At 73.7% G+C, this 25,934-nt stretch carries 20 protein-coding genes; 10 read left to right on the top strand and 10 right to left on the bottom strand.

Annotation, left to right across the window (positions count from 1 at the left end; translation table 11 throughout):
• Positions 1 to 45: 45 nt before the first annotated feature.
• Positions 46 to 2,943: an AAA family ATPase gene (locus AB0B57_RS34410; RefSeq protein WP_357079773.1), complete on the bottom strand. Its 2,898-nt coding sequence runs from the start codon at positions 2,941 to 2,943 to the stop codon at positions 46 to 48.
• Positions 2,944 to 3,136: 193 nt separating this feature from the next.
• Here AB0B57_RS34410 and AB0B57_RS34405 point away from each other — a divergent pair, with 193 nt between their 5' ends.
• Positions 3,137 to 5,371, top strand: a complete 2,235-nt coding sequence (locus tag AB0B57_RS34405; protein WP_357079770.1) for an adenylate/guanylate cyclase domain-containing protein — start codon at positions 3,137 to 3,139, stop codon at positions 5,369 to 5,371.
• Positions 5,372 to 5,467: 96 nt separating this feature from the next.
• On the opposite strand, the gene AB0B57_RS34400 is transcribed toward AB0B57_RS34405, so the two are convergent.
• The 4 genes from AB0B57_RS34400 to AB0B57_RS34385 all read right to left on the bottom strand — a co-directional run bounded on the left by AB0B57_RS34400 (position 5,468) and on the right by AB0B57_RS34385 (position 10,146).
• A complete protein-coding gene (locus AB0B57_RS34400) occupies positions 5,468 to 5,986 on the bottom strand; it encodes a YciI family protein (protein ID WP_357079767.1) in 519 nt (172 codons plus the stop codon).
• Between the two features lie 97 nt (positions 5,987 to 6,083).
• Positions 6,084 to 6,902 carry a class I SAM-dependent methyltransferase gene (locus AB0B57_RS34395; protein WP_357079764.1) on the bottom strand — a complete coding sequence of 273 codons (819 nt, stop codon included), beginning with the start codon at positions 6,900 to 6,902 and terminating at the stop codon, positions 6,084 to 6,086.
• 158 nt (positions 6,903 to 7,060) lie between these two features.
• Positions 7,061 to 9,406, bottom strand: a complete 2,346-nt coding sequence (locus AB0B57_RS34390) for a glucose 1-dehydrogenase (protein ID WP_357079761.1) — start codon at positions 9,404 to 9,406, stop codon at positions 7,061 to 7,063.
• 158 nt (positions 9,407 to 9,564) lie between these two features.
• Positions 9,565 to 10,146, bottom strand: coding sequence for a TetR/AcrR family transcriptional regulator (locus tag AB0B57_RS34385; protein WP_357079758.1), 582 nt, complete (start codon positions 10,144 to 10,146; stop codon positions 9,565 to 9,567).
• Between the two features lie 147 nt (positions 10,147 to 10,293).
• Between AB0B57_RS34385 and AB0B57_RS34380 the strand changes: the two genes are divergently transcribed.
• On the top strand, positions 10,294 to 13,584 hold the full coding sequence (locus tag AB0B57_RS34380; RefSeq protein ID WP_357079755.1) for a BTAD domain-containing putative transcriptional regulator: 3,291 nt from the start codon (positions 10,294 to 10,296) through the stop codon (positions 13,582 to 13,584).
• An 88-nt stretch (positions 13,585 to 13,672) separates the two neighbouring features.
• Positions 13,673 to 14,365 (top strand): hemerythrin domain-containing protein, encoded by a 693-nt coding sequence (locus tag AB0B57_RS34375; RefSeq protein ID WP_357079752.1) that lies wholly within the window; start codon positions 13,673 to 13,675, stop codon positions 14,363 to 14,365.
• 39 nt (positions 14,366 to 14,404) lie between these two features.
• Here the strand turns inward: AB0B57_RS34375 and AB0B57_RS34370 are convergent, their stop codons facing one another.
• The 5 genes from AB0B57_RS34370 to AB0B57_RS34350 all read right to left on the bottom strand — a co-directional run bounded on the left by AB0B57_RS34370 (position 14,405) and on the right by AB0B57_RS34350 (position 19,338).
• Entirely contained in the window at positions 14,405 to 14,971 is a 567-nt protein-coding gene (locus AB0B57_RS34370) for a dienelactone hydrolase family protein (RefSeq protein WP_357079748.1), read from the bottom strand.
• A gap of 55 nt (positions 14,972 to 15,026) precedes the next feature.
• Positions 15,027 to 16,133, bottom strand: coding sequence for a nucleotide disphospho-sugar-binding domain-containing protein (locus tag AB0B57_RS34365; protein WP_357079745.1), 1,107 nt, complete (start codon positions 16,131 to 16,133; stop codon positions 15,027 to 15,029).
• A gap of 48 nt (positions 16,134 to 16,181) precedes the next feature.
• Complete coding sequence (locus AB0B57_RS34360; protein WP_357079742.1) at positions 16,182 to 17,432, bottom strand: FAD-dependent monooxygenase; 1,251 nt, start codon at positions 17,430 to 17,432, stop codon at positions 16,182 to 16,184.
• Positions 17,433 to 17,490: 58 nt separating this feature from the next.
• Positions 17,491 to 18,810: a phenylacetate--CoA ligase PaaK gene (paaK, locus tag AB0B57_RS34355; protein ID WP_357079739.1), complete on the bottom strand. Its 1,320-nt coding sequence runs from the start codon at positions 18,808 to 18,810 to the stop codon at positions 17,491 to 17,493.
• 78 nt (positions 18,811 to 18,888) lie between these two features.
• Positions 18,889 to 19,338, bottom strand: coding sequence for a MarR family transcriptional regulator (locus tag AB0B57_RS34350; protein WP_357079735.1), 450 nt, complete (start codon positions 19,336 to 19,338; stop codon positions 18,889 to 18,891).
• Positions 19,339 to 19,475: 137 nt separating this feature from the next.
• Here AB0B57_RS34350 and AB0B57_RS34345 point away from each other — a divergent pair, with 137 nt between their 5' ends.
• The 7 genes from AB0B57_RS34345 (at position 19,476) to AB0B57_RS34315 (ending at position 25,933) form a co-directional block, all read left to right on the top strand.
• Complete coding sequence (locus AB0B57_RS34345) at positions 19,476 to 20,696, top strand: MFS transporter (protein ID WP_357079732.1); 1,221 nt, start codon at positions 19,476 to 19,478, stop codon at positions 20,694 to 20,696.
• Between the two features lie 142 nt (positions 20,697 to 20,838).
• Entirely contained in the window at positions 20,839 to 21,597 is a 759-nt protein-coding gene (locus tag AB0B57_RS34340; RefSeq protein ID WP_357079729.1) for a class I SAM-dependent methyltransferase, read from the top strand.
• A 32-nt stretch (positions 21,598 to 21,629) separates the two neighbouring features.
• Positions 21,630 to 22,106, top strand: a complete 477-nt coding sequence (locus tag AB0B57_RS34335; RefSeq protein WP_357079726.1) for a CrcB family protein — start codon at positions 21,630 to 21,632, stop codon at positions 22,104 to 22,106.
• Complete coding sequence (gene crcB, locus AB0B57_RS34330; protein ID WP_357079723.1) at positions 22,103 to 22,465, top strand: fluoride efflux transporter CrcB; 363 nt, start codon at positions 22,103 to 22,105, stop codon at positions 22,463 to 22,465. Before AB0B57_RS34335 ends, crcB begins: the two co-directional genes overlap by 4 nt.
• 116 nt (positions 22,466 to 22,581) lie before the next feature.
• Positions 22,582 to 23,106 carry a PadR family transcriptional regulator gene (locus AB0B57_RS34325; RefSeq protein WP_357079720.1) on the top strand — a complete coding sequence of 175 codons (525 nt, stop codon included), beginning with the start codon at positions 22,582 to 22,584 and terminating at the stop codon, positions 23,104 to 23,106.
• Entirely contained in the window at positions 23,103 to 23,783 is a 681-nt protein-coding gene (locus AB0B57_RS34320; RefSeq protein ID WP_357079717.1) for an ABC transporter ATP-binding protein, read from the top strand. The genes AB0B57_RS34325 and AB0B57_RS34320 overlap by 4 nt, the downstream gene beginning before the upstream one ends.
• The gene (locus tag AB0B57_RS34315) at positions 23,780 to 25,933 is read left to right on the top strand and encodes an FtsX-like permease family protein (RefSeq protein ID WP_357079714.1); all 2,154 of its coding nucleotides are present in this window, start codon (positions 23,780 to 23,782) and stop codon (positions 25,931 to 25,933) included. The genes AB0B57_RS34320 and AB0B57_RS34315 overlap by 4 nt, the downstream gene beginning before the upstream one ends.
• Position 25,934 lies beyond the last annotated feature (1 nt).

Genomic DNA, 25,934 nt, shown 5'->3' with positions numbered 1-25,934 from the left:
CGACGTATCCCGGCGCGCACACGCGCCAGTGGACGGTACGTCGGGTCAGCTTCGGAGGTTGCGCAACTGGATCGCGCTGGCCTGCACGCGGGTGCGGACCTGGAGCTTGTCGAAGATGTGCGACACGTGCACCCCGATGGTGCGCTCGCTGATGAACAGCCGCTGCCCGATCTCCTTGTTGGTCAGCCCCTCCGCGACGAGCGCGAGCACCTCCCGCTCCCGTGCGGTGAGTGCGGCCAACTCGTCGTCGGACGCCTCGGCCGGTGCGCCGCGCGTGGCGGTGATGGCCTCGCGCTCCTCCAGCGACACCCGGGCCCGCCCGGCCAGCTCGCGGATCTCCGAGGTCAACGGTGCCGCGCCCAACCCCTGCGCCACCCGGTACGCCTCCCGCAGCAGCTTGCCGGCGGTGGCCAACCGGCTGCGGCGGGCCAGCAGCGCCTCGGCCTGCCGCAGCCGCGAGTACGCCGCCGGATAGGGGTGGTGGCGCCGGTCCCACTCGGCGACCGACGCGGCCCACAACTCCGGGTCACTGCTGTCCAGGCGGCTCACCTCCGCGGCGCAGAGAGCCAGGAACCCCTCCACCACCGACCGCACCGGACGAGCCGCGCCCACGCTCTTGCGGGCCACCCGATCCGCCACGTCGCGCAGCCGGCGTACCACCGTCTGGTCCACCGCCACGGTGCGGCTGGCGTGCGCCTCGGCCTCGGCGCGCAGGCCGTGCCAGATCAGCGCCGACAGGATCGTCACGTCGTCGGAACGGCTCTCGGTGAGGCCCCGTTGCACCGCCAACCGCGCCACCTCGTGCCGGCCCTCCCACATGGCCAACCCGGCGCGCAGGGTGAGCAGCGGAATGACGTGCCGCGCCCCGCCGCCGGCGAGCAGGGTCGCCACCGCGTCGAGGTCGCGGCTGGCGGCGTCGATGTCGCCGTAGCCCACCGAGAGCCGGCACCGGGCCAACAGCAGCTCGACGGCGTCCGCACCGGACGGCCGGTGCCGCAGGGCGGCGGCGACCACCTTCTCCGCCTCGGCCCACTGGCCCACCCGGAACAGCCCGTTGATGGCGACGGCCAGCAGCCGGGTCTCCCAGGTACGGCCCAGCCCCAGCTCGGCGACCCGCTCGGCACCACGCCGGGCCACCACCACACCCTCCTCCAGGATGTTGAGCGGCCCGGTCAGCAGCTCCGCCAGGTGCAGGTACGCGCAGGCCACGTCCTCGGGCTGGCCGGCGCGCTCGGCGGTGTCGAGGGCGTCGCGCATCACCGCGAGGCCGGCGTCCGGGTCCTCCAGGTAGGCGTCGCTGAAACCCAGCGCGGAGCTGGCCAGCACCACCTCGGTGGCGGAGCCCTCCACGTCGGCGGCCAACGCCAGCGCCTCCCGGGCCCGCTGGCCGGCGTCGGCGTAGCGACCCAGATGCAGCAGCAGCTCGGCCAGGCGGGCCGCGGCGTTGGCCCGGTCACGTGGGGAGCAGTCGGCCGCCGTCAACGCCCGCTGATATTCCTCCTCGGCCAGCGCCGAGCGACCGGCGGCGGCCAGATAGCGGGCCCGCCGGATGTGCAGCGCGCAGCTCGGCTCGCCGCCGCGCAGCCCGGCCACCTCTTCCAGCAGGGCCAGCGCGCGGGCGTGCTCACCACTGTGGTGGGCCGCCTCGGCGGCGTTCTCCAGCAGCTCGACCCGGTCCACCGTCAGCGGCCCCGGGTCACCGGCCAGTTGCAACGCCGCCGACCAGTGCCGGTGCGCCTCGGCGTAACCGTGCAGCCGTTCGGCCTCCTGGGCGGCCGCCACCGCCGCCGGCAACGCGCGGGCCGGTTCACCGGCCAACCGCCAGTGGTGCGCCAGCCGGGCCTGGTGCAGCTCGCCCGGCGCGGCGGTCAGCGCCTCGGCGTAGCGGCGGTGCAGCCCGGACCGCTCGGCCGGCAGCAGCTCGTGCGCGAGCACCTCGGCGACCAGGCGGTGCCGCAGCCGGTAGCCGTCGTCGGCACCGACCAACAGCCGGTGTGCCACCGCGGCGCGGGCCGCGTCGATCAGCTCGTCCTCGGGCATCCGCAGCACCCGCGCCAACAGCCAGTGCTGCACCGGTTCGACGCCGGCGGCCACCGCGTGCACCACCGCGTGCGCGTGCTGGGGCAGCGCGTCGACCCGGTCGAGGAAGATCTCCCGCAGCGTCTCGGACAGACCGTCACGGCCGTCGCGCAGGTCGCGGGCCAACTCCTCGATCACGAACGGGTTGCCACCGCTGCGCTGCCACACCTGCTCGGCCGCGTCGGCCGGCAGCGTCCGACCCACCACCGCGGCGGCGAGCTTCTCGGTGTCGGCCCGGTCCAGCGGTGCCAGGTCGAGCACCCGCACCGTCCGCAGCCGCCGCAGCTCGGTGAGCACCCGGCGCAGCGGGTGCGCGCCCTGCAACGACTCGGCGCGCACCGCCGCCAGCACGGAGAGCTGGAGGTCACCGAGGCCGGCCAACAGGTAGAGCAGCAACTGCCGGGTGCTGCGGTCGACCCACTGCAGGTCGTCGAGGATCAACACCAGGGGTCGGCCCTCGGCGATCAGGTGCAGCCCGCGGCTGACCCGCTCCAGCAGCGCGCCCGCGCCGTCCGGGCCGGCGGTCTCGTCGGCGAACATCTGCAGCAGCCCACGCACCGCCGAGGAGGTGCGCGCGTGCGTGCTGGCCAGGTCGGCGTCGAAGCGGCGCAGCGCCTGCAGCAGGGGGTGCAGCGGGGAGGCGTCGCCGATGTCCAGGCAGCTGCCGGTGAGCACCACGGCGCCCTGCTCACGCAGCCGCACCCCGATCTCACCCAACAGTCGGGTCTTGCCCACACCGCTCTCGCCGGTCAGGAAGACGGCGGCGGTCTGCCCGTGAGCGGCGTCACCGAGCAACGCGGACCGAACCGTCTGCACCAGCTCGGCCCGGCCCACGAGCGGTGCGGTGTCCACATCGCTGGCCATGGCACGCAGCCTAATCACAGGTCCCCGAACCGTTCTACGGCCAACTGCCGCTTGTGGTACTCCTCGCGTCGACTTTGCGACTAAAGGTTGCGGGTGGCCGACATACGTCGTTCTGCAGATCCCCCGTCAGCCCAGGAATGCCAATCTCCGGAGGTCATCAGGCCTCAGCAGGCAGAAGGGTTGGTGCGCCACCATGACCACCACCAGGATCATCGTCGGCGACGCGCGACGCAGCGTGACATCGCGCTGGCCGGTAGCGGAGGAGAGACGCACCGTCACCGTGCTCTTCGCCGACATCGTCGGCTCCACGGCACTGGTGGACCGACTCGACCCGGAGGACGTCCGCGCGTTGCAACGGGTCTACTTCGACACCGTCGCGGGCGTGCTGCACCGCTGGCAGGGAGTGGTCGAGAAGTACGTCGGCGACGCGGTGATGGCGCTGTTCGGTGCCCGGCACTCCGACGGCTTCGACGCGTACCGGGCGGTGCGCGCCGGACTGGAGATCCAGGCCGCGCTGGACCGCCGGTCGATGGTGGGGAACATCCGACTCCGGGTTCGCGTCGGTGTCGCCACCGGCGAGGTCGTGGTCGACCTGGGCGGTGCGGTCAGCGGCGGGCACGGCGTGGCCAGCGGCGCGGTGATCACCACCGCGGCCCGCCTGCAGGAGTACGCCTCACCGGGCGCCGTCGCACTCTGCGCGGCCACCGCACGAGCCACCGCCGGGCTGATCACCCAGCGTCAGTTGACGCCGGTGCAGGTCGCCGGCCGGGTGCCGCCGGTGCCGGTGTGGCACGCCGTCGGTCCGGTGCGTCCCGGCGCGGACCGGCACGACGGCCCGCTGATCGGCCGCCGCCGCGAGCTGGCCACCATCCGTGACCAGTTGACCGTGGCGATCCGGGAGCAGAACCCGCGCTGGGTCTCCCTGGTCGGGCCCACCGGCAGTGGCCGCAGTCGACTGCTGCACGAGTTGACCCGTGGGCTGACCACGGTGGACGGGGTGCCGGTGCGCTGGTGTGTGGCGACCTGCCAGCCGTACCCCGATCAGGTCCTGGCACCGGTCGCGGAGTTGCTCCGCGGTCTCGTCGGGGTGCGTCGCGGCGACGGCCCCGCGGCGGTCCACGACCGGCTCGTCGCCGCTCTGACCGCGCTGTTCCCGCCGGCTCGCGTCGCGGCGGCGGTCCCGGCGCTGCACCGGATGCTGACCACCCCGGACGGTTCGTCGGCGGCGTTGGCCGGCGCGGCGGCCTGCCAGGACATCCTGTTGCGCCTGGCCGACCAGGGGCCACTGATCGTCGCCGTGGACGACGTGGACCGCGCGGCGCCCGCGGTGAGCAGATTCCTGCACGGGCTGTTCAGCGCGGCGACGGCACGTGGGCTACCGCTGGCGGTCATCACCCTGCACCAACCACAGTGGGCCGACACCCGGCCCGGGCCAGCCCGCCGGGTGACGATCCGACCGCTGGCCACGGTGCAGTCCGGACGGCTGCTGCGCCTTCTCCTGACCCGGGTCGGCCAGCCGGTGGCCCTGGTGGACCGACTGCTGCCGCTGGTCGGCGGCCGGCCCGGGCACGCGGCGGCGTACGTCGCGTCGATCATGGACGGGGCCGACCCGGTGGCGCTCCCGCTGCCCGAGGCGGTACGCCGAGCCGTCGGCGCCGAGCTGGACCACCTCGACGGTGAGCGGCGGGCGGTCCTGATGGCCGCCGGCGTCCTCGGCGGCGTGATCTCCGGCGCGGCGGTCGACCGGGCGCTCGGCTGGGCGCCCGGCCGGTCCGCACCGACACTGCGCCGGCTGGTCGCCGCCGGGCTGCTGCTCCCCCACCACGCCGACGGGTACGTCTTCGCCGCGCCCGCGCTGCGCCAGGTCGCCGCCGAGCGGCTGCCCCGCGCGCTGCGGGCCGTCTTCACCCGCCGGGCCGCCGGCGTACCCCGCCAGGACACCGCCAGCCGGCCACCCGGCGCTGCCGTGAACCCCGCCGCGCGTACGGTCGGCGAGGGCTCGGCCACCCGGCCGGCCGAGGTCGTACGGCTGGACGCGGTGCGCTCCCGGGTCGGCCGGGACACCGCCCTCGTGGCGCTGGCCCCCGCGCCAGGATCCGGCCCGCCGCGCCCTCCCGCGCCGACGATGGCGACTCCGCCGGCCGCGCTGCCCCGGGGAGCCAACCGTGCGGCGGGCGTCAACCGGCTCCGAGCCGTCGCACCGGCCGGTGACCTGCCGCCGGCCTCGGCCGCGACGGTGTCGGCGGCGCGGGCCAACGCGGGCGGTCACTGGCCCTCGGACGTCGACCGCGTCCCGGTGGCGATCCGCGTGGTGCCCGTCGTGGCGAGGTCGGCCGGACCCGGTGTCGGCGCTACGCCCAGCGCGAGGCGCGCCGTACCCCGCCCGCCGTTGATCCGCCAGCCGGACGGCCTGGCCGACTCGGCCTGAGGGTCCGCCGCGCGGCGGATCGAGTCGGGGTGAGACCACTATCCGACTCGGAGTGGTCCAGCTCGAGGCCCGAGGACCCCGGCCGAGGCGGGTGCGTCACGACGAACCACTGTCCCCCGACGGCCGGCCGCCGAACTGCCAGTTGTGCACCTCGACGTCGGCGTACCGGTCCACGGTCAGGATGGCGCGCGCCGCGTCCGGGGTCGGTGCCCGGACCAGCGCGGCGGTGCCCAGCCACGTGGCGCCGTCGTCGGACAGCAGCGGCCCGTACGCGATCAGCTCGTCCGGGTCGGGTGGCAGGGGCAGGTCGACGGGCTGCCCCGCGCCGAGGCCCAGCACCAGGTAGCGGTTGCCGCCGGTCCGACCACCGGGGAAGTCCCACATGGTGCGGCCCAGCGTGTTGCGCCATCGGCGCAGCAGCACGTCGCGGTACACGCCGGCCTGGTAGTTGGGTTCGTCGAAGGCGAACGCCCGTGCGGCGGCCGGATCGGGCATGTCGACGATGTGCACGCTGCCGGTGGCCGTGTCGCCGGACAAGGTCGGGCCGCGGGCGATCAACTCCTGCCCGTACCGATCCATGTAGGACCAGTGCTCGGCCAACAACTCGTCGCGCAACGTCGCCGGGCCGGTCGCGGTGGTAGCACAGGAACTCCATGCCCCGCATTCTCGACGTGGCGCCGCACCCGCGGACGGCCGGGTGTCGCTCCGCCGCCTACGGCACGGAAGCCGCGGCCAGCAGCGCCGCGGTCGGCAGCGCGAGCAGGCCGTCGCGGTCCCGGTAGGCGGCGGTCAGCTCGTCGTACGCGGCACGGATCCGGGTGCGCACGTCCGGCGGCTGGGCCGCCAGTACCAGGCCGGCCCTGCTGATGCCGTTGGCCGGGCCGCTCCACCAGGCCTCGGGGTCGGTACGATGCACCCAGGTGATCGTGTCGCAGCGCACGTCGGTGAGGCCGGCGGCGTCGAGCAAACCCGCGAAACCCTCGGGGGTACGCGGAAAGTCCCGCTCCGCGTCCACGGTCGGCACCGAGGTCGGACGGTCGACCCCGGCGGCGTCGAACACCACGCCCCACAACCGCTGCGCCTCCGGCGGCGGGTCGGGCCAGATCGTCACCGCGATCCGTCCGGCCGGCCGGACGACCCGTCGCAGTTCGCTGATCGCGGCCAGCGGATCACCGACGTGATTGATCACGAAGTTCGCCACGGCCGCGTCGAACGACCGCGAGGCGAACGGCAGGTGCGGCAGGGCCGCGAGGCGGACCTCTTCGGCGGCTGGCACCCGGCCGCGCGCCAGCTCGACCATGCTGGGCTCGGCGTCGACGGCGACGACCGTCGCGCCACGAGCGCTCGCCGACCCGGCCACGGTCCCGGAACCGGTGCCCACGTCCAGCACCCGCATGCCCGCCGCGATGCCAGCGGCGTCCAGCAACGCAGGTGCGGGATGGGCACAGAGGGCGGCGAAGCTGCTGTCGAACGCCTTCGCGCGCCCGGCCCAGCGCGACCGCTCGTGCTCGTCGAAAGCCGTCCTTGGCACTGCTCCCCCGCTCACGGATCTCGGTGGTGGCCGCCACGATATCGAACGAGATCTGTTGTCAGCCTCTTGGCACCGGGCCGAGCGTCAGGTGGGAGGTCGGCCGAGCACACCGCCCGCGAGGCCCTTGGAGTGGCCCGCGCGGGCGGTGGTGGGTGGATCTAGGCGGCGGCTCCCCCGTCGAACACCAGATCGGTGCCGACGGCGAAGCCGGCGTCGGGTGAGGCCAGGTACAGCACCGCCGCGGCGATCTCGTCGAGGGTGCCGACGCGGCCGATCGGCAGCTGTGCCGCCATCCGGTCGGCGCGGTCGGCGGGGCTTTCCCCGGGCCGGAGAGACATCGCGGTGTCCATCGGCCCGGGGCTGATGCTGTTGATCCGGATCCCATCTCGGATGTGGTCCAGGGCGGCGTTGCGGGTCAGCGCGCTCACCGCGGCCTTTGTCGCCACGTACGCGCCGAGCCCTTCGAGCCGCGCGTGAGCACCGAGGTTCGAGGCGATGTTGACGATGACGCCGCCACCGTGGGCCCGCATGTGGGCGATTTCGTGCTTCATGGACAGCAGCGTGCCGGTGAGGTTCACCGCGACGAGGTGTTGCCACTGCTGCTCGTCGACATCGCCGAGCGGGCCGACCGCGGTCAGGGTGCCGGCGCTGTTGACCGCGATGTCGAGCCCGCCGTACCGGCTGGTGGTCTCGGCCACCATCCGGGCCAGGTCGGCCGAGTGGGTGACGTCGGCGGTGACGGCCGAAGCCCGGCCGCCCTCGTCCTCGATGAGCTTGACGGTGGCGTCGAGCGAGCCGGGCGTGCGACCCGCCACGACGACGGCCGCCCCCTCGCGGGCGAACGCTCGTGCGACGGCCTGGCCGATACCGGTGCCGCCGCCGGTGACGAGGGCGACCTTGCTGGTGAATCGTGCGGTCACGGTGGTGACTCCTCCTGGGTGTCGGATCGGTTGTGGTGGTGGGTTCGCTTTCCGGGGGGCGCCATCGGCCGAGGTTGTTGTGGCCCGTCGGCCGGACGGGTGGGGGCGGGTGCGTCCGGTCAGTGCGGTGACAGCGGCGAGTGCGGCGAACGCGGACCCGGCGGCGCCGAACGCCCAGGCGTACCCGCTGGTGGTGGCGTCGGGTAGGCCGGCACCGCCGGCCTCGAGGTGCGTGGAGCGCGCCGTGGCGAGCGCGGTCAGCAGGGCGAGGCCTGCCGTTGGTCCCACCTCCATCGCCGTGTTCAGCACACCTCCGGCGAGCCCCGCTTCACGTGGTCGCACGTCAGACAGCGCGAGCACGGACCCGGCGGAGAAGGACAACGCGACTCCGGCCGGCAGGAGAGCGAGGCCAGGCAGCAGACCGAGGCCGTATCCGGTGTGCGGGTGCACGCCGGCCAGCAGGAGCAGGCCACCGGCCGCCAGCGCGAGCCCCGCGGAGGTGACGCGTTGGGCTCCCCAGCGGGCGATGAGTCGCCCGGACAGCCGCCCGGCGACGACGAGGACCACCGCGTACGGGAGGAACGCCATGGAGGTACGCAGCGGCGTCCAGTTGCGGACCTGTTGGAGATACAGGGCCAGGAGGAGGAAGACGAGTGCGGTTCCGGCCGCGGACACGGCGATCACGAGCAGCGCGGTCGCCCGCCGGAGATCAGCCAGGAAGGACATCGGCAGGAGCGGTTCGGCGCTGGACAGTTCGACCGCGACGAAGGCGCCGAGCAGTGCCAGGCCCGAGGCCAGCGGGGCCAGCACCATCGCCGAGGTCCACCCGTGTTCGCCGGTGACCACCAGGCCACAGCTGAGCAGCGTGATTCCCGTGGTGGCGAGCAACGCGCCCGGCAGGTCGAGCGTGGCCCGCCCGTGCCGGGTGTCCGCGGGCAGCGTCCGCGGCGTCACCACCGCCGCCACCGCGGCGACCACCAGCGGAACCGCCACCATCCACCGCCACGACAACCAGGTGGCGACGATCCCGGAGAGGAGACTTCCCAACGTCGCACCGAGTACCGACAGGCCGCCCCAGGTCGCCATCGCTCGGCCATAGCTGACGGGATCCGGGAACACCCGTCGCAACACCGCCACGGCTGCCGGCGCGACGAGGGCGGCGCCCACCCCCTGGGCGAAGCGCGCGGCGGTGAGGGTCGCACTTCCGGGAGCGAGTGTCGCCGCCGTCGAGGCGGCGGCAAAGACAACGAGACCGGTGGTGAACATCCGGCGTCCGCCGTACCGGTCGGTGAGCCGACCGCCGAAGAGCAACAGACCGCTGAAGGACAACCCGTAGGCGGCGCTGAGGAGGACCAGGCTGGACTGGCCCAGTCCCCACTCTCGGCCGATCACCGGCAGCGGTACGGAGATGACGGTGACAGTGAAGATCAGCGTCGTCTGTACGGTGCCGAGCAGCGCGAAGGCAGGGCCGACGGATGGTTCTCCCGGCTCGCCGTGCTGGCCTTCGGGTCGCGGCCACGGGCTACGACTGTGCGCCACCGCACCGGGCCTGCCCGGCGGTAGGTCGGGGACCGCTGTCGCCATCGTCGCCCACCCTCCAGCATTCGGGACCATTCGTTCCAGATTCGGCGCAGGGGCAACGCCGCACGGTCGAGAAAGGAACGTCGACACCGCGCCATCGGCTCAGCTCCGCGCCGTGGCGAGCCGGTGCGCGATCAGCGGTGCGCTGCGGCGGCCCGCCGTCAGTCGAGCAGGGACAACGCCTGGGCGGCGGCGTCCCGCAGCCGCCGCGGCTCGGCCGACACCTTGCCGACCACCCGGATGCCCTGCAACAGCACGAGCAGAAGCCGGGCCAGCGCTCGGGGGTCCTTGCCCGGCGCGAGCTCACCCTGGGACTGCGCCCGAATCAACGCAGAGGTCAGCGCGGTTTCCAGGTAGTCCCAGCTCGCCGTCACGCGTCGTGCCGCCTGTCGATCATGCGGCGCGACCTCCACGGCCGTGTTGACGATGAAGCAGCCACGCCGCCCGCCGTCGTCGCCGGCCTCGCACGCGTATCGCTCGACGAGGGCTCGGACGGCCGGCAGCGCCGGACCCGGCTGCGACAGGTCACGCAGCAGGATGGGGTCGACCAGGTCGCCGTACCGGTCGAGCGCCTTGAGATAGAGATCGTGTTTGTTGCCGAACGTCGCGTAGATGCTCGCTCGCGCGACACCCAGATGCTCGACCAGGTCGGCCATCGAGGTGGCCTCGTAGCCCCGCTCCCAGAACAGGTCGAGGGCCGCCCGCAGTGCCGCATCCGGATCGAACTCCTTGGTCCGTGCCACGACTCGACTCTAACCGTATCCAGATCGTTCGGTCAAGAAAGGTGGAGCCGCACCGCCTGGACACCGCAGGTACCCTCGGTGACCGGGCCGGCCGTTGCGCGGTAGACCGGGAAGGCCACCCGGCGCGTGACTAGGATTGGCCCGGTCATGCTGCTACGGGTGCTCGGGCCGCTTGAGGTCGAGGTCGACTCAGGCGGACCTGTCGACCTCGGCGGCCCCCGCCAACGCGCCGTGCTCGCGCTGCTGCTGGCGGCCCGGGGCGAGGTCGTCTCCACCGGTCAGATGATCGAGGATCTGTGGCGGGGTGACCCGCCGCCACGGGCGATCGCCTCCCTCCAGGCGTACGTCTCGCACCTGCGCCGCCTGGTGGAGCCGTCCCGCGAGCGCCGCGCGCCGGCCCGGGTCCTGGTCAGCGCGCCGCCCGGCTACGCGATCCGGGTGCCCGCCGACGCGGTCGACGCCGGCCGGTTCGAGCGGCTGCTCGTGCAGGCGCGAGCGGTCAGCCCCACCGACCCGGGCCGGGCACGTCACCTGCTGGGCACGGGGCTCGACCTGTGGCGTGGTCGGGCGTACGCCGAATTCGCCGGGGAGCCGTGGGCGCAGGCCGAGGTGCTGCGGCTGGAGGAGTTGCGTCTCGGCGCCCGGGAGCTGCTGCTCGATCTGACGGTGCGCTTCGGCGACCCGGCCGAGGCGGTGTCCGAGGCGGAGGTGCTGACCCGGCAGGCGCCGCTGCGGGAGGAGTGTTGGCGCCTGCTGGCGTTGGCGTTGTGGCGTGCCGGTCGGCAGGGCGACGCGCTCGCCGCGCTGCGCCGGGCGCGAGCGACCCTCGCGGACCAGCTCGGCCTCGATCCGGGGCCGGCGTTGGTCGAGGTGGAGTCCGCGATCCTGGGCCAGCGCCTCGACCTGCTGCCCCCGGTGGCCGCCACGGCGGTACGCGTCGGCACCGAGCGACAGGTGCCGGAGGAGGTGTTCGTCGGGCGGGAGGCCGAGCTGGCGGCTCTCCGGCAGGCCGCGGCCGAGGCGGTGGCCGACGGGCCACGCGTCGCGCTGCTCAGCGGGGAGGCCGGGGCCGGCAAGACGAGCCTGCTCACCCGGTTCCGCGACGGGCTCGCCGCCGACGGCTGGCTGGTCACGGTGGGCCGCTGCCCCGAGGTCGAGGGCGCCCCGCCGGCCTGGGCCTGGGTCGAGGCGTTGCGTCAGCTCGCCGGGCAGGCGCCGCCGGGTGATCTCGCACCGGCCCTCGCACCACTGCTCGGCGACGGCGACGGCGACGGAGGGGGCGACGTCACCGCCGGCCGGTTCCGGCTGCACCGTGCCGTCGGGGCCTGGTTGGACGCCGCCGCGGTCCGCCGACCGGTCGCCGTCGTCCTCGACGACCTGCACGCCGCCGACGCCGAGACGCTGCTCCTGCTGAACAGCGTCATCGAGGTGACCACCGGGGCCGTCCTGTTCGTCGCGGCGTTGCGCCCGGCCGAGCACCGCGAGCGGCTCGCCGACACGATGGCCGTCCTGGCCCGCCGAGCACCCCTGCGGATCCCGTTGGCCGGGCTGACGCCGCCCGAGGTGCAACGGCTGCTCAGCGCGCTGGCCCGGACCACCGTCGACCCGGACACCGTCGCCGCGCTGGCCGAGCGGACCGGCGGCAACCCGTTCTACGTGCGGGAGTCGGCCCGACTGTTGGCCACCGAGGGCACGCTCGTGGCCACCAGCGACGTGCCGGAGGGCGTACGCGACGTGCTGCGCCGACGGCTCTCCCGCCTGCCCTCGGCTGCCGTCTCGGCGCTGCGCCTCACCGCGGCCGCCGGGCGGGAGGCTGAGGTGCGCACACTTGTCGACGCCGCCGGCACCGACGAGACCTCCGTCCTCGAAGCGCTGGAGGTCGGGCTGGCCGCCGGGCTGCTCACCGAACCGGCGCCGGGGCGGGTGCGCTTCGTGCACGGGCTGGTCCGCGACACCATCTACACCGACCTGCCCCAGCTGCGCCGCACCCGCCTGCACGCCCGGATCGCCGCGGCCACCCGCCGGCTGACACCCGACGACTATCCGGCCCTGGCCCACCACTACGCCCGGGCGGCGTCGGCCGACACCGCGCCGCTCGCCGTCGAGTACGCCATCCGCGCCGCCGAACTGGCCGAGCGGCGGTACGCGTACGACGCGGCGATCGAGGTGCTCACCAACGCCGTGGACGTCGCCGGGTCGGTCAGCGGGGATCACGACGCGCTGCGGGTCGACCTGCTCGGCCGGCTGCTGCGCGCCCAGGCGCGGGCCGGCGCGGTGGCCGCCGCCCGGCGGACCCGCGCCCGAGCCGTCGACGTCGCCACCGCGTCCGACCGGGAGGAGCTGCTGGTCGCGGCCTTCACCGCGTGGACCGTCCCCACCCCGTGGCTGACCCACGAGTACGGCGTGGTGGACCACCGCGTCGTCGAGTTGCTCACCCGGCTGCTGCGTGCCGACGACCTGGACCCGGTCGCCCGCTGCCGGCTGCTGGAGGCGCTGGCCACGGAGCTGGACGGCGAGGCAGATCCCCGGGGCGTGGCGGCCGGGCGGGAGGCGCTGGCCCTCGGCCGGCGGCTGGACGACCCCGAGGTGCGGGCCCTCGGGCTGGCCGCGCGGGTGCGCACCATGAGCTACGAGCGGGAGGCGCCGGAACGCCGGGGGTTGGCCTTGGAGCTGGGCGACCTCGCCGCCGAGCACGCGCTGGTGACCTACCGCTCGGTCGCCGAGCAGGTGCTCGGTCACTGTGCTGCCGCGCTCAACGAGCCGGACGAGCTGCGCCGCAGCGTCGCCCGGCACGGGTGGCTGGCCGAGACGTACCAGCTCAACGAGGCGCAGACGATCCACAGGTGCGCACTGGCCGCCCTCGCGCACGTCACCGGCGACTTCGTCGCGGCGCGACGGCACTACGACGAGGTCGCCGAGCAGATGCGGCGGCAGGGCTCCCTGCACGCCGAGGCCTTCCATTTCTTCTCGGTGGGGACCCTGCTGATCAGCCAGGGGCGCTTCGGGGAGCATCTGGAGGCGACCCGGCGGATACGCGGGTCGCTGGGTCCGATCGTGGACGACCTGCTGGCGCTGGCACTGATCGACAGCGAACGGGTGGACGAGGCGCGGGCCCTGCCGATCGCACGGCACATCTACCGCCCGGACTACTTCGAGTCGGCGCTGCTCAGCGTGCGGGCGATGGTCATCGTGGCGCTGGGCCGCCGGGACCTGGCCCAGCCCGTGATCGACGCCCTGCTCCCGGTCCGCGACCAGCTGGCCGGTTTCTCCACCACGGCGGCCGTGGTGCGGCCGGTCGCACTGACGCTTGGCGAGCTGTTCCGGTTGCTGGGCCGCACCGACGAGGCCACCCGGCACTTCACGCTGGCGGCCGAGGTGGCCCGCCGGTGGGAGTCGCCGCACTGGCTGGCCGAGGCGACGGCCGCACTGGCCGCCTGATCCCCGGTTGGTGGATTCCAAGCCGTTTCCAAGTGCCACCGCGCATGATCAACATATCTGTGTCAGTTGATCCCTCGGAAAGGGCACCGTGAACAAGAACCACTCCGAAGCCATGGCCGACGTCCGCGACATGTACATGGCCCACGCCGTGTTCCGTCGCGAGTTCAGCCTCCTCCCGCAGCTCGTCCGCGACGTCAGGCCGGGCGACGTCAGCCGCGCGGAGGTCGTCGGCGCCCACGCCGAGATGCTCTGCCACACCCTGCACCTGCACCACGAGGGCGAGGACCTGCTGCTGTGGCCCCGGCTGGTGGAACGCGGCGGCGCGGCGGCGGCGGCCATCGTCCCCACCATGGAGGCGCAGCACCACGCCATCGAGGACGGCCACGCGGCGGTGGTCGCGCTGCTACCGCAGTGGCGTCGTACCGGGCACGGCGGTGCGCGGCTCGCGGAGGCGCTGGAGCAGCTGCGGGTCGCGCTGATCGAGCACATGGCCATGGAGGAGGCCGAGATCCTGCCGTTGGCCGCACGGTACGTCACCGCCGCGGAGTGGATGCAGCTCGGCGAGCACGGGATGGCTCAGACCCCGAAGAAGCGGCTGCCGCTGGCCTTCGGCCTGGCCATGTACGAGGGTGACCCCGAGGTGATCAAGGCGGTGTTGGCGCACGCGCCGCTGCCGGCCCGTCTCCTCATGCCGATCATCGCCCCCCGGCTGTTTGCCGCCCACGCCAGGCGGGTGCACGGCACCGCGACTCCCCCGCGCATCGGCGCCGGCACGCGCTGAGCGAAAGCCGGGACGGCCGCCGCCGGGAGTCGCCGCCGCTCAGCGGGGCGCCAGGAAGGCCAACACGCGCGGCCAGGTCGCCGCGGTGGCGTCCGGGGAGTGCTCGGCGAGGTCCGGGTCGGTGAACAGGTGGCCCACGCCTGGGTAGCGGAAGACCGCCAGGTCGGCGCCGGCGTCGGTGAGCGCCTGCTGCCACTCGTCGACCTCGTCCGGCGCGTCGAACGGGTCGGGGTCGGCGAGGTGCAACTGCACCGGCAACCCGGGCCGGACCGCGTCGGGTGCGCCGCCGGTGCCGTGCAACAGGAGCAGGCCAGCGCAGTGGGGGCGCTCGGCCAACAGCGCCCCGGCCACACCGGCGCCCATCGAGAAGCCGGCGAGCACCGTCTCCGGTGGCAGGTCACGCAGTGCCACCCGGGCCCGGTCGAGCACCACCTCGTGGCCGACCTTGTCGAGCAGCGCGAAGCCGTCCTCGACGGAGTCGGTGGCCGGTACGCCGTACAGGTCGGGGGTGGCGACCTGGTGCCCGGCGGCACGCAACCGGTCGGCGGCGGCGCGCACGGCGGGCCGCAGCCCGTACACGGAGTGGAACAGCACGACGTGTCGCATCACGTCATCCTGCCCCAGCGGACCGCGCTCCCGGCGCGGCCACGCGGGGTAACCGTCAGGCCAGTGCCGCCAGCCGCGTGGCCAGGTCGGCCGGCGGCGGCATCGCGGCGATCTCCCGGCTGACCTGCCCGGCGGCGGTACGCAGGCGGTCGTCGGTGAGTAGCTGGGTCAGCGCCCCCGCGGTGATGGACCGGGGGCGCAGCGCCAGACCGGCACCCCGGCGGGCCACCAGCTCGGCGTTGTGCCGCCGGTCCCCCGGACCCGTGGTGGCGAGCTGCGGCAGGCCGGCGGCGAGGGCACCGAAGATGCTGCCCGCCCCGCCGTGGTGCACCAGCGCCGCACTCGACGGCAACGCCGCGTCGAGCGGGATCCAGTCGACTACCCGCACGTTGCCGGGCAGCGACCGGGTCGACCGCTCGTCGGGCCGGACCAGCACGATCTCGGCGTCCACCTCGGCGGCTGCGGCGACCACGGCGGGCATCGGCCCCCGGTCGCCGGGGCCGGTCAACGTGCTGCGGGTGACCAGGATGCGCGGTCGTTCACCCGGCTCCCGCAGCCAGGCCGGTAGCTCGCCGCCGCCGACGTAGGAGTCGTAGCGCATCGGCCAGCCATCCTGCCTCGCCACGCTGGGCGGGGCCACCGCGAGGGCGGCGGCCGGCGGCGGCAGCTCGGTCAGGCCGTGCCGCCGCAGCGCGGAACCGAGCCGGGCGGTGGTGGCGCGGACCAGGTCCCGGCCGTCGAAGAGGGAGTTCTCCTGGCGTACGGCCGGCACGCCCAGCCGGGCGGCGGCCACCGCGCCGGCCACCGCGAACGGCTCGTGCAGCACCAGGTCCGGCCGCCACTCGGTGGCCAGGGTAACCACCGGGTCGGTGAGCCGATCGTTGAGCGCGCCGAAGAGCAGGCCGGCGCCCCGGGTGTCGGCGGTGCCGGCCAACTCGGCGCGGGCGATCAGCGGGTGCCGGGGAAAGACCCGCAGCGCGATCCGGCCGAAGTCGAAGCCCGGCGCGACGTCGTGCACCGACAGACCCGCGTCGGCGGCGGCCAGGCCACCCCCGCCGGTGGCCAGCAGCACCTCGTGGCCGGCGTCGCGCAACGCGACCGCGAGCGGCACCAGCGGGAAGACGTGCCCGACCAGCGGGGCGGAGACCACCAGCACACGCATGGGCAGGATCATAGGCGGCGACGCAACCGGAGCGCCCCGGCTGTGGGTTCAGCGCGTCCGCCTGCCCGTGCCGCCCACCTGCGGCAGGTGGTCCACGAGCCACAGCCACAGCGGGCTACGCCGACGTGCGGTTTCCGCCTCCGCCTGCCGCGACGCGTCAACCGCGGCGAAGCCGTAGGCACGCATCCGTTCCTCGTACTCGCCGATCGCCGCCACGAGGTCGCTGCCGCCGGTGAGCGCGTCGCACAGCTGTGCCGCGTCCATCAGCGCGGTGTTCGCGCCGGAGCCGCCGGCCGGGCTCATCGTGTGGATGGCGTCACCGAGCAGAGTCACCCGGCTCGGGATCCACGCCGGCACACGCTGGCTGCTGCGGACCCGGACGAGGAACGTTTCCCGCACAGCCGCCGCGCCCAGCAGGGCACGCAGGTCGGGGTGCCACGACCGGATCGCCCGGCAGGCGACGGAGTGCAGGGTCGCGGCGTCGGCCTCGGCAAGATTCCCGTCGGACACCGGCAGCCGGTCACGTCGCGCGGAAAGCGCCCACATCAGGTAGTCACCGGCCGGGCTCAGGCGTACGTCTGGAGCGATCGCGGCGGCCGCGTCCACGGGTCGACGCCGGAACTCGACGAGCCCGGCAGCCAGACCGACGTGGCCGCCCACGATCGCGGTGAACCCGTCGTACAGGGCCGACGGGACGAGCTGCCGGGCCGCGTCGTCGAGTGGTGTCTTGCCGTAGATGATCCGCGTGCCGGTGTCGACCTGCCGCGCGTGTGGCAGCAGTACGCGCCGGACCGCCGAACCCACCCCGTCCGCGCCGACCAGGACGTCGGCGCGCGTCGTGGAGCCGTCCGCGAAGCGCAGCGTCACCCCGTCCGGGTCCTGGTCGTAGCCGGTGAGCTCGTGACAGTAGTGAATCCGGTCCCCCAGTCCGGCGGCGAGGATCTCGCGCAGCGTCCGTCGATCAACCGACGTGGACAGAGTTGCCGGGTCGTCTGGGTCGCGCGACGGGCCGGCGGGCGTCTCGTGCAGGACACGCAGCCGCCCGGACAGCACCGTCACCCTGCTCCCCGGGCGGCCCGTCGTGGCCAGGAACAACCGAAACAGCGGTGGCGGCAGGCATTTCTCCAGCGCGAGAGCCGCGCGAGCGTCGACGTGCAGGCGGTAACCCTGCCGGCGGCTGTCCAGCGCGGCATCCCGCTCGTAGACGTCGACGTCGACACCGGCGCGCAGCAGGCCCTGAGCGAGGCACAGCCCGCCCAGACCGGCGCCGGCCACCGCCACTCGCAGGCTGTCGCTCAACGCCCAACCCCGTCGTACCGGCGGGCAACCCGTTGAGCCGCCACTGTCGAACGTCCGTTCACGCCGCCGTCCGCGGTGACTGTCGCCCGTCGACGATGCGGCGCATCTTGCCCACCGACCGTTCCACCGCGTCCGGCGCGAGGACGTCGACCGCCACGCTCACGCCGACGGTGTTCTTGACCAGCTCGACCAATGTCGCGCCGGCCCGCTCGGCGGCGTCCGCCGCGACCCCGGCCCGTCGCTCCACCCGGACCGTCAGGGTGTCCAACCGGCCCTGCCGATCGAGGACACACTGGAAGTGCGGCGACAACTGCGGGGTACGCAGGATCAGCTCCTCGATCTGGGTGGGGAAGATGTTCACCCCGCGCACGATCATCATGTCGTCCGTCCGGCCGGTGATCTTCTCGATCCGGCGCATCGGGCGGGCGGTGCCGGGCAGCAGCCGGGTCAGGTCGCGGGTGCGGTAACGCACTACCGGCATCGCCTCCTTGGTCAGCGAGGTCAACACCAGCTCGCCCCGCTCGCCGTCGGGCAGCACCGCCCCGGTCACCGGGTCGATGATCTCCGGGTAGAAGTGGTCCTCCCAGAGGTGCAGGCCGTCCTTGGTCTCGACGCACTCGGTGGCCACGCCGGGGCCCATCACCTCGGACAGCCCGTAGATGTCGACGGCGTGGATGTCCAACTGCTGCTCGATCTCGCGGCGCATGTCCTCGGTCCACGGCTCGGCTCCGAAGATGCCCACCTGCAGTGAGGTGGCCCGCGGGTCGATGCCCTGGCGGCGCATCTCGTCGACGATGGCCAGCAGGTAGCTGGGCGTGACCATGATGACCTCGGGTTCGAAGTCGCGGATCAGCAGCACCTGACGCTCGGTCATGCCCCCGGAGACCGGGATGACGGTGCAGCCCAGTTCCTCGGCCCCGTAGTGCGCGCCGAGGCCACCGGTGAAGAGCCCGTAGCCGTACGCGACGTGCACCCGGTCGCCGGGGCGACCGCCGGAGGCGCGGATCGAGCGGGCCATCAGCCGCGCCCAGGTGCGCAGGTCGTCGCGGGTGTAGCCGACGACTGTCGGCCGGCCGGTGGTGCCGGAGGAGGCGTGCAGCCGGGCGACCCGCTCCCGGGGGACGGCGAACATGCCGAACGGGTAGTTGTCCCGCAGCTCCGCCTTGCCGGTGAACGGGAAGCGGGCCAGGTCGTCGAGGTCCCGGCAGTCGTCGGGGTGCACCCCGGCCGCGTCGAACGCCCGGCGGTAGTGCGGCACGTTGTCGTACGCGTGCCGCAACGACCAGCGCAGCCGTTCGCGTTGCAGGGCGCGCAGCTCGTCGATGCCGGCGCGCTCGACCGGCTCCAGCTCCTCCGCACGAGGGGTGCGGTCCTGCATCGCGTGCCTCCTTGGCGCGGCGGTCCCGGTGGGGCTGCGGGTACCGTACGCCCGCCGTCGCCCGGACCGGCGGGGCGGTCAGCGGCTGGCCGGCAGCCGATGCAGGGCGTCGACCAGCGGGGCCAGCTCGGGGGTGGCCTCGGCCTCGGCGAGCGCGTCGGTGAGCACCCGGTCGTGGGTCGGTCGAGTCTGGGCGAGCAGCTCGGAGCCGGCCGGGGTCAGCTCGGTGTAGATGCCGCGCCGGTCGTCGGCGCAGAGGATGCGGGTGAGCAGCCCCCGCTGTTCGAGGCGGGTAACCAGCCGGGTGGTGGCACTGCCGGAGAGCGCGGCGGCGCGGGCGAGCTGACTCATCCGCATGTGCCAGCCGTCCTGCCGGGAGAGCGCGTCGAGCACCGTGTATTCGACGACGGAGAGGTCGTGGCCTGCCTGCAGGGCCCGCTCCAGGGACGTCTCGATCAGTCCGTGCAGGGCGGCGAGGGTGCGCCAACCCTGCGCGCGGATCTCGACCGCGTCGTCGGCGATGCCCATGCCGGCCCTCCTCGGGTGTGACCTCGACGGCCCCAGGCTAGCACGCTTGCGCAGGTATCCAGCGCGTGCAAGTATCTCGTTGCTGGCGCGTGTAGTTGCACGCGCCGCATATCTGCCCCCTCCCCGATGGGAAGACCATGTCCGTACGCCAGAAGTCCCTGCCGCCCGGCCTGATCGCGCTGGCCATCGGCGCGTTCGGCATCGGGCTCACCGAATTCGTGATCATGGGACTGTTGCCCGAGGTGGCCGCCGACTTCGCGGTCACCGAGCCGGTGGCCGGCTGGTTGATCTCCGGCTACGCGCTCAGCGTGGCCGTCGGCGGGGTCGCCCTCACCGCGGCGGTCACCCGCCTGCCGCGCAAACCGGTGCTGCTCGGCCTGATGGTGCTGTTCATCATCGGCAACCTGCTCTCCGCCGTCGCCGGCGACTACGCCGTGCTGATGGCCGGCCGGATCGTCGCCGCGCTCTGCCACGGCGCGTTCTTCGGCATCGGCGCCGTGGTGGCCGCCGGCCTGGTCGCACCGGCCCGCCGGGCGGGCGCCATCGCCATGATGTTCGCCGGCCTGACCATCGCCAACGTGCTCGGCGTGCCGTTCGGCACCTTCCTCGGGCAGCACTTCGGCTGGCGGTCGACGTTCTGGGCGATCACCGCCATCGGGGTGGTCGCCCTGATCGGGCTGGCCCTGCTCATCCCGGCGGGCGACACCGCAAACGCCGACCGCCCGGCCGGTGGGCTGCGCGGCGAGTTGCGGGCCTTCACCCACCCGCAGGTCTGGCTCTCCCTGGTGATCACCGTTCTGGGCTTCGGCGGGATGTTCGGCGCGTTCACCTACATCGCCTACACGCTGACCGAGGTCAGCGGCTTCGCCACCGGCACCGTGCCGTGGCTGCTCGTCCTCTTCGGCGTGGGGCTCTTCGCCGGCAACCTGCTCGGCGGCCGGGCGGCGGACAGGTCGCTGTCGCGCACCCTGGTCACCGTCCTGGCGGTGCTCACCGTGGTGCTCGTCGGCTTCGCGCTGACCGCCACCAACCCGGCGCTGACCATCGTCGCACTGGTGCTGATGGGCGGGTTCGGGTTCGCCACCGTGCCGCCGCTGCAGATGCGGATCATGCGGTACGCCCAGCAGGCGCCGACGCTGGCGTCCGGGGCGAACATCGCCGCGTTCAACCTCGGCAACGCGCTGGGCGCGTGGATCGGCGGGGTGACCATCGCCGCCGGCCTCGGCTACACCTCGCCGATCTGGGCCGGCGCCGCACTCACCCTCATCGGCCTGGGCGTACTCCTCGGCGCGCTGCGGCTGGCCCGTCGCGACGAGCCGGCCCGGGTCGACGCGAGCCTGGTGGACGCCACGCTCTGACCTCGCCGGGAGGAGGACGCCGGGCCGGGCGGATGCCCGACCCGGCGTCGCTCTGATCATCGCCCTGCCATCATCATGCAATTGCAAAAGATGTGCAACAACGTCTGGACAACACGCTCGTCTCGTAACTAGCCTGCTCGCTATGAGTCCTTACATTTCGGAGCCCTCGGCCTGGCAGGAGAGCTGGGACCGTCAGCAGGAGGCCTACCTGCCGGACCGGGAACACCGGTTCGCCACCATGCTGGACACCGTGGACGCGGTGCTCGACGGTCGGCCGCCGCGCGTGCTCGACCTGGCCGGCGGCACCGGCACCATCTCGCTGCGGACGCTGGCGCGCTTCCCCGACGCGGAGGTGACCCTGGTGGACCTCGACCCGGCGCTGCTCGCCATCGCCGGCGCCTCGCTGGCCGGCCGGGCCACCATCGTCACGGCCGACCTCGGCACCCCCGAGTGGCGCTCCGCGCTCCCCCACCAGGAGTACGACGCCGTGCTGACCGCCACCGCCCTGCACTGGCTGCCGGCCGACCGGCTCGGGCAGCTCTACGCCGAGTTGCGTGACGTGCTGCGACCGGGCGGTGTCTTCGTCAACGCCGACCACATGCCCGACGACAGCCTGCCGGAGCTGACCAAGCGGCTGATGGACCGGGCCCGGGACCGGCGCGACGCCCGGTACGCCGCCGGCTCGGTGCTGTCCTGGCCGGACTGGTGGGAGCGGGCCGCCGCCGATCCGGCGCTTGCCCCGCTCGTCGCCCAGCGGCAGGCCATCTACCCGACCGGGCACAGCCCGGAGTGGAACCCGCCCGTCTCGTGGCACCTGGCCGCACTCACCGCGGCCGGCTTCACCGAGGTCGGCGCGGTGTGGCGCGGCGGCCCGGACGCCGCCGTCGCGGCCGTACGCTGACCGCCGCCGTCGCGGCACTACGCTGAGGACCCGTGGCAGAGCCCCCGGACCAGCGCACCGACCCCGACGTCGACCTCCGTGTCGACGCCGATCGGGGCGAGCTGACCACTCGCCCCGCGACGATCCTCGCCAGCATCGCGGCCGGCGGGGTGGTCGGCGCGCTGGCCCGAGCCGCCCTGCAACACGCCGCCCCCCACGCGGCGACGGGCTTCCCGTGGGCCACGTTCGCCATCAACCTGTCCGGCTGCCTGCTGATCGGTGTGCTGATGGCGATCCTTACCCACCTCGGCGGTGGGCATCCGCTGGCCCGCCCGTTCCTCGGCGTCGGGGTGCTCGGCGGGTTCACCACGTTCTCCACCTACGCGGTGGACGTCCAGCAGGCACTTGTCGCGGGCGCACCGGGCACCGCGCTGGCGTACCTGGCCGGCACGGTGCTCGGTGCGCTTGTCGCGGTCGGGCTGGGCGACGCCGTGACCGCCGCACTGCTGCGGCGGCGGGTGGCCCGATGACAGTCCTGCTCATCGCCCTGGGGGCGGCCGTCGGCGCACCGTTGCGCTATTTCACCGACCGGGCCGTGCAGTCCCGGCACGACTCGGCGTTTCCGTGGGGCACGCTCACCGTCAACGTGGTCGGCTCGCTGCTGCTCGGCGTGCTCGTCGGGTGGCCGACCGGCCCGGCGGTCAGCGCGCTGCTCGGCACCGGGTTCTGTGGGGCGCTGACCACCTACTCCACCTTCAGCTACGAGACGCTGCGGCTGGCGCGGGGCGGTCGTCGATTCCTCGCGCTGGCCAATGTGCTGGGCAGCGTGGCCGCCGGGCTCGCCGCGGCCACCGCCGGCTACGCCGTGGCCCGCGCCCTGGCCGGCTGACCGCACGCCAGCCGCGGCGCGCCCCGCCTCCCTCCGCACCAACGCCTGGACCAGGGCAAACCCACAACACACCGGGGGTATATACGCGAGGTATACCCGCGGTGTAGTCTGCTGGCATGAGCGTGCCACTGACACTCCTCGGCCTCCTCGAACGGGAGCCCAGCCACGGATACGACCTGAAGCGCGACTACGACGCCTTCTTCGGCCGGGGCAAGCCACTGCCGTTCGGCCAGGTCTACTCCACCCTCAGCCGCCTGGCCCGCGACGGCAAGGTGGTGATCAGCGACGTCGCCCCCGGCTCCGGCCCCGACCGCAAGCGCTACATCATCACCGATTTCGGCGCGACCGAGGTCGAGCAGTGGCTGACCCAGCCGGTCGACCCCGAGCCACACCTGCAGACGGTGCTCTTCGCCAAGGTCGTGCTCGCGCTGATGCTCGACCGACCGGCCGCCGACTACCTCGACACCCAGCGCAGCGCACACCTGCATCGGATGCGCGAGCTGACCGAGATCAAGCGCGCCGGCAGTCTGGTCGACGCGCTGCTCGCCGACCACGGCCTCTACCACCTGGAGGCGGATCTCCGGTGGATCGAGATGACCGGCGCCCGACTGGACGCCCTGCGCAAGGAGGTGCGGCGATGACCGTCGTGATCGAAGCACGTGACGTGACGTTCTCCTTCGGCCAGACAACCGCCCTGCGCGGTGCCAGCGTCGCCGTGCAGGCGGGCGAGATCCTCGCCGTCATGGGCCCCAGCGGCTCGGGCAAGTCCACCCTGCTGCACTGCCTGGCCGGCATCCTGGTGCCCGGCTCCGGTGAGATCCTCTTCGCCGGGGCGCGGGTCGACACCATGGCCGAGACCCAGCGCAGCAGCCTGCGCCGCGACCGCTTCGGCTTCGTGTTCCAGTTCGGTCAACTCGTCCCCGAGCTGACCGCTGTGGAGAACGTCGCCCTGCCGCTGCTGCTCAGCGGCGTACACCGCAAGCAGGCGCTGCCCAGAGCGCGAGCCTGGTTCGCGCGCCTCGGCCTGGACGGCCTGGAGCAGCGGCGCTCGGGCGAGCTCTCCGGCGGGCAGGCGCAACGTGTCGCCCTCGCCCGGGGCCTGGTCGCCGAGCCGCAGGTGCTCTTCGCCGACGAGCCGACCGGCGCACTCGACTCACTCACCGGTGAGCAGGTGATGGACCTGCTGGTCGGCGCCGCCCGCGAGCAGGGCACCACTGTCATCCTGGTCACCCACGAGCCGAGGATCGCGGCGTACGCCGACCGTGAGGTCATGGTCCGCGACGGGCGCGTGAACGCGCCGGACCGGATCGCCTCATGATCCGCTTCGGGCTCCGCCTCGCCGTGGCCGGCGGCCGGGAGGCGCTGACCCGCCTGCTCGTCATCGCCGCCGCCGTCGCGATCGGCAGCGGGCTGCTGCTGACCACCCTCGCCGGGGTCAACGCGGTCAACGCTCAGCTCACCCGGTACGCGTCGATGTATCCCAACGCCTCGACCGGCGACGCCGACCCGCTGTGGTGGTCGACCCGGCACGACTACTTCCACGGCAAGCAGATCATCCGGATCGACGTCGCCGCGACCGGTCCGAGCGCGCCCACCCCGGTCGGCGTCCCGATCACCCCGGGTCCCGGCGAGTACTACGCCTCACCCGCGTTTCGCGACCTGCTGGCCGCCCAGCCGGCCGACCAACTGGGCGACCGCTACCCGGGGCGCGACCTCGGCACCGTTGGTCCGGCCGCGCTGACCTCGCCGGACACCCTGCTCGTCATCGCGGGGGGCACCCCCGACCAGGTCGCCAAGCTACCCACTGCGAAGCAGGTCACCAGCGTCGGCGACACCCCCGCTCTCCCCGAGACCACGGTGAACCTCATCCTGGGCGTCATCGCCGGCGGGTTGCTGTTCCCGGTGCTGATCTTCATCGGCACCGCCACCCGCCTCAGTGCCGCCCGCCGGGAGCAGCGTTTCGCCGCGATGCGCCTGGTCGGCGCGACACCCCGGCAGATCGCGATGGTCGCCGCGGTGGAGGCGACCGCCGCCGCCATCGCCGGCACCGCCGTCGGCTTCGGGCTGTTCTACGCCTTCCGCGACCCGCTCGCGAGCATCCCGTTCACCGGCATGCCGTTCTACCCCAACGACATGTCCCTGGGCGTACTGAACGTCCTGCTCGTGGCGCTCGGCGTCCCGGCCGGCGCGGCGGTGGCGGCCCAGGTCTCGCTGCGCCGCGTACGAATCTCGCCGCTGGGCGTCACCCGGCGGGTCACCCCCCGCGCGCCGCGCGCGTACCGGCTGATCCCGGCCCTGCTCGGTGTCGCCGTGCTGTTCTTCGCCATCGGCTTCAAACCGGAAACGTCCGACGGCCAGACCGCGATCTTCCTGCCCGCCCTGCTGCTCATCATGGCCGGCCTGGTCTTCGCCGGCCCGTGGTTGACGATGGTCGGGGCCCGGATCCTGGCCCGCTACGCCAACCGCCCGGCCACGCTCATCGCCGCGCGGCGCCTCGCCGACAACCCGAAGGCCGGCTTCCGGGCGATCAGCGGCATCATGCTCGCGCTCTTCGTGACGAGCGTGGCCGTCGGCGTGATCACCACGATCGTCGCCAACCGGGGTCCGGCGCCGATCGGCTCGATCGAGGCGGGACAGGTGTCTCTCTACCTTCCCGATGATGCGCCGGCGGCACCTGACACGCTCTTCACCGGGCTTCGCTCGATCAACGGCGTGCGGTCCGCGACCGCGGTGCGCGAGAACCCGGACAGGATGAACGCCAGCGAACCCGGCCTGATCGCGTGCACCGACATCCCGAGCGCGTACGGCCGGTGCGCCGAGGGTGCCACCGTCGCCGAGGTCGCGACGGGCCTCATCCCCTTCCGGGAGTCGGCGTCGTCCGCCAGAGTCTGGCCCGCCGCGTCGGTCCCACTCGGCGATCTACACCAGCTCCCGGTGATGTCGATCGTCGTCGACACGGACGGTTCCGCGGCCGCCATCGAGCGCACCCGCACGGTGCTGGAGATCGCCTTCCCGACCTTCTGGACGGGGCCGAATGTGCCCGGCGACTTCGAGTCGGACTTCGCGAACACGCTGCGCGGCTGGGAACAACTGGCAAACGTCGTCATCATCGCCAGTCTCGCGCTCGGCGGGTGCAGCCTCGCGGTCAGCGTCATCGGCGGTCTCACCGAACGCCGACGCCCGTTCAGCCTGCTGCGCCTCAGCGGCGCGCCGGTACGGGTCCTGCGCCGGGTGGTGGCGCTGGAGAGCGCGGTGCCCATGCTCGCCGTCGCCGCCGTCGCCATCGGCATGGGCCTGCTCGCCGCCCACCTGTTCCTGCGGGCGCAGATGGACTACAGGCTGATCGCGCCGGAGCCACGCTTCTACGTGATCGTCGTCGTCGGGTTGGCCACCTGCCTCGGCGTCATCGCCTCCACCCTGCCGCTGTTGGAACGCATCACCGGTCCGGAGACCGCCCGCAGCGAGTAGT

The sequence above is a fragment of the Micromonospora sp. NPDC049101 genome (genome assembly GCF_040648675.1).
Taxonomy (GTDB): Bacteria; Actinomycetota; Actinomycetes; order Mycobacteriales; family Micromonosporaceae; genus Micromonospora.
The sequence above is the reverse complement of the archived record's forward strand: the minus strand, read 5'-3'. Positions and strand labels throughout refer to the sequence as shown.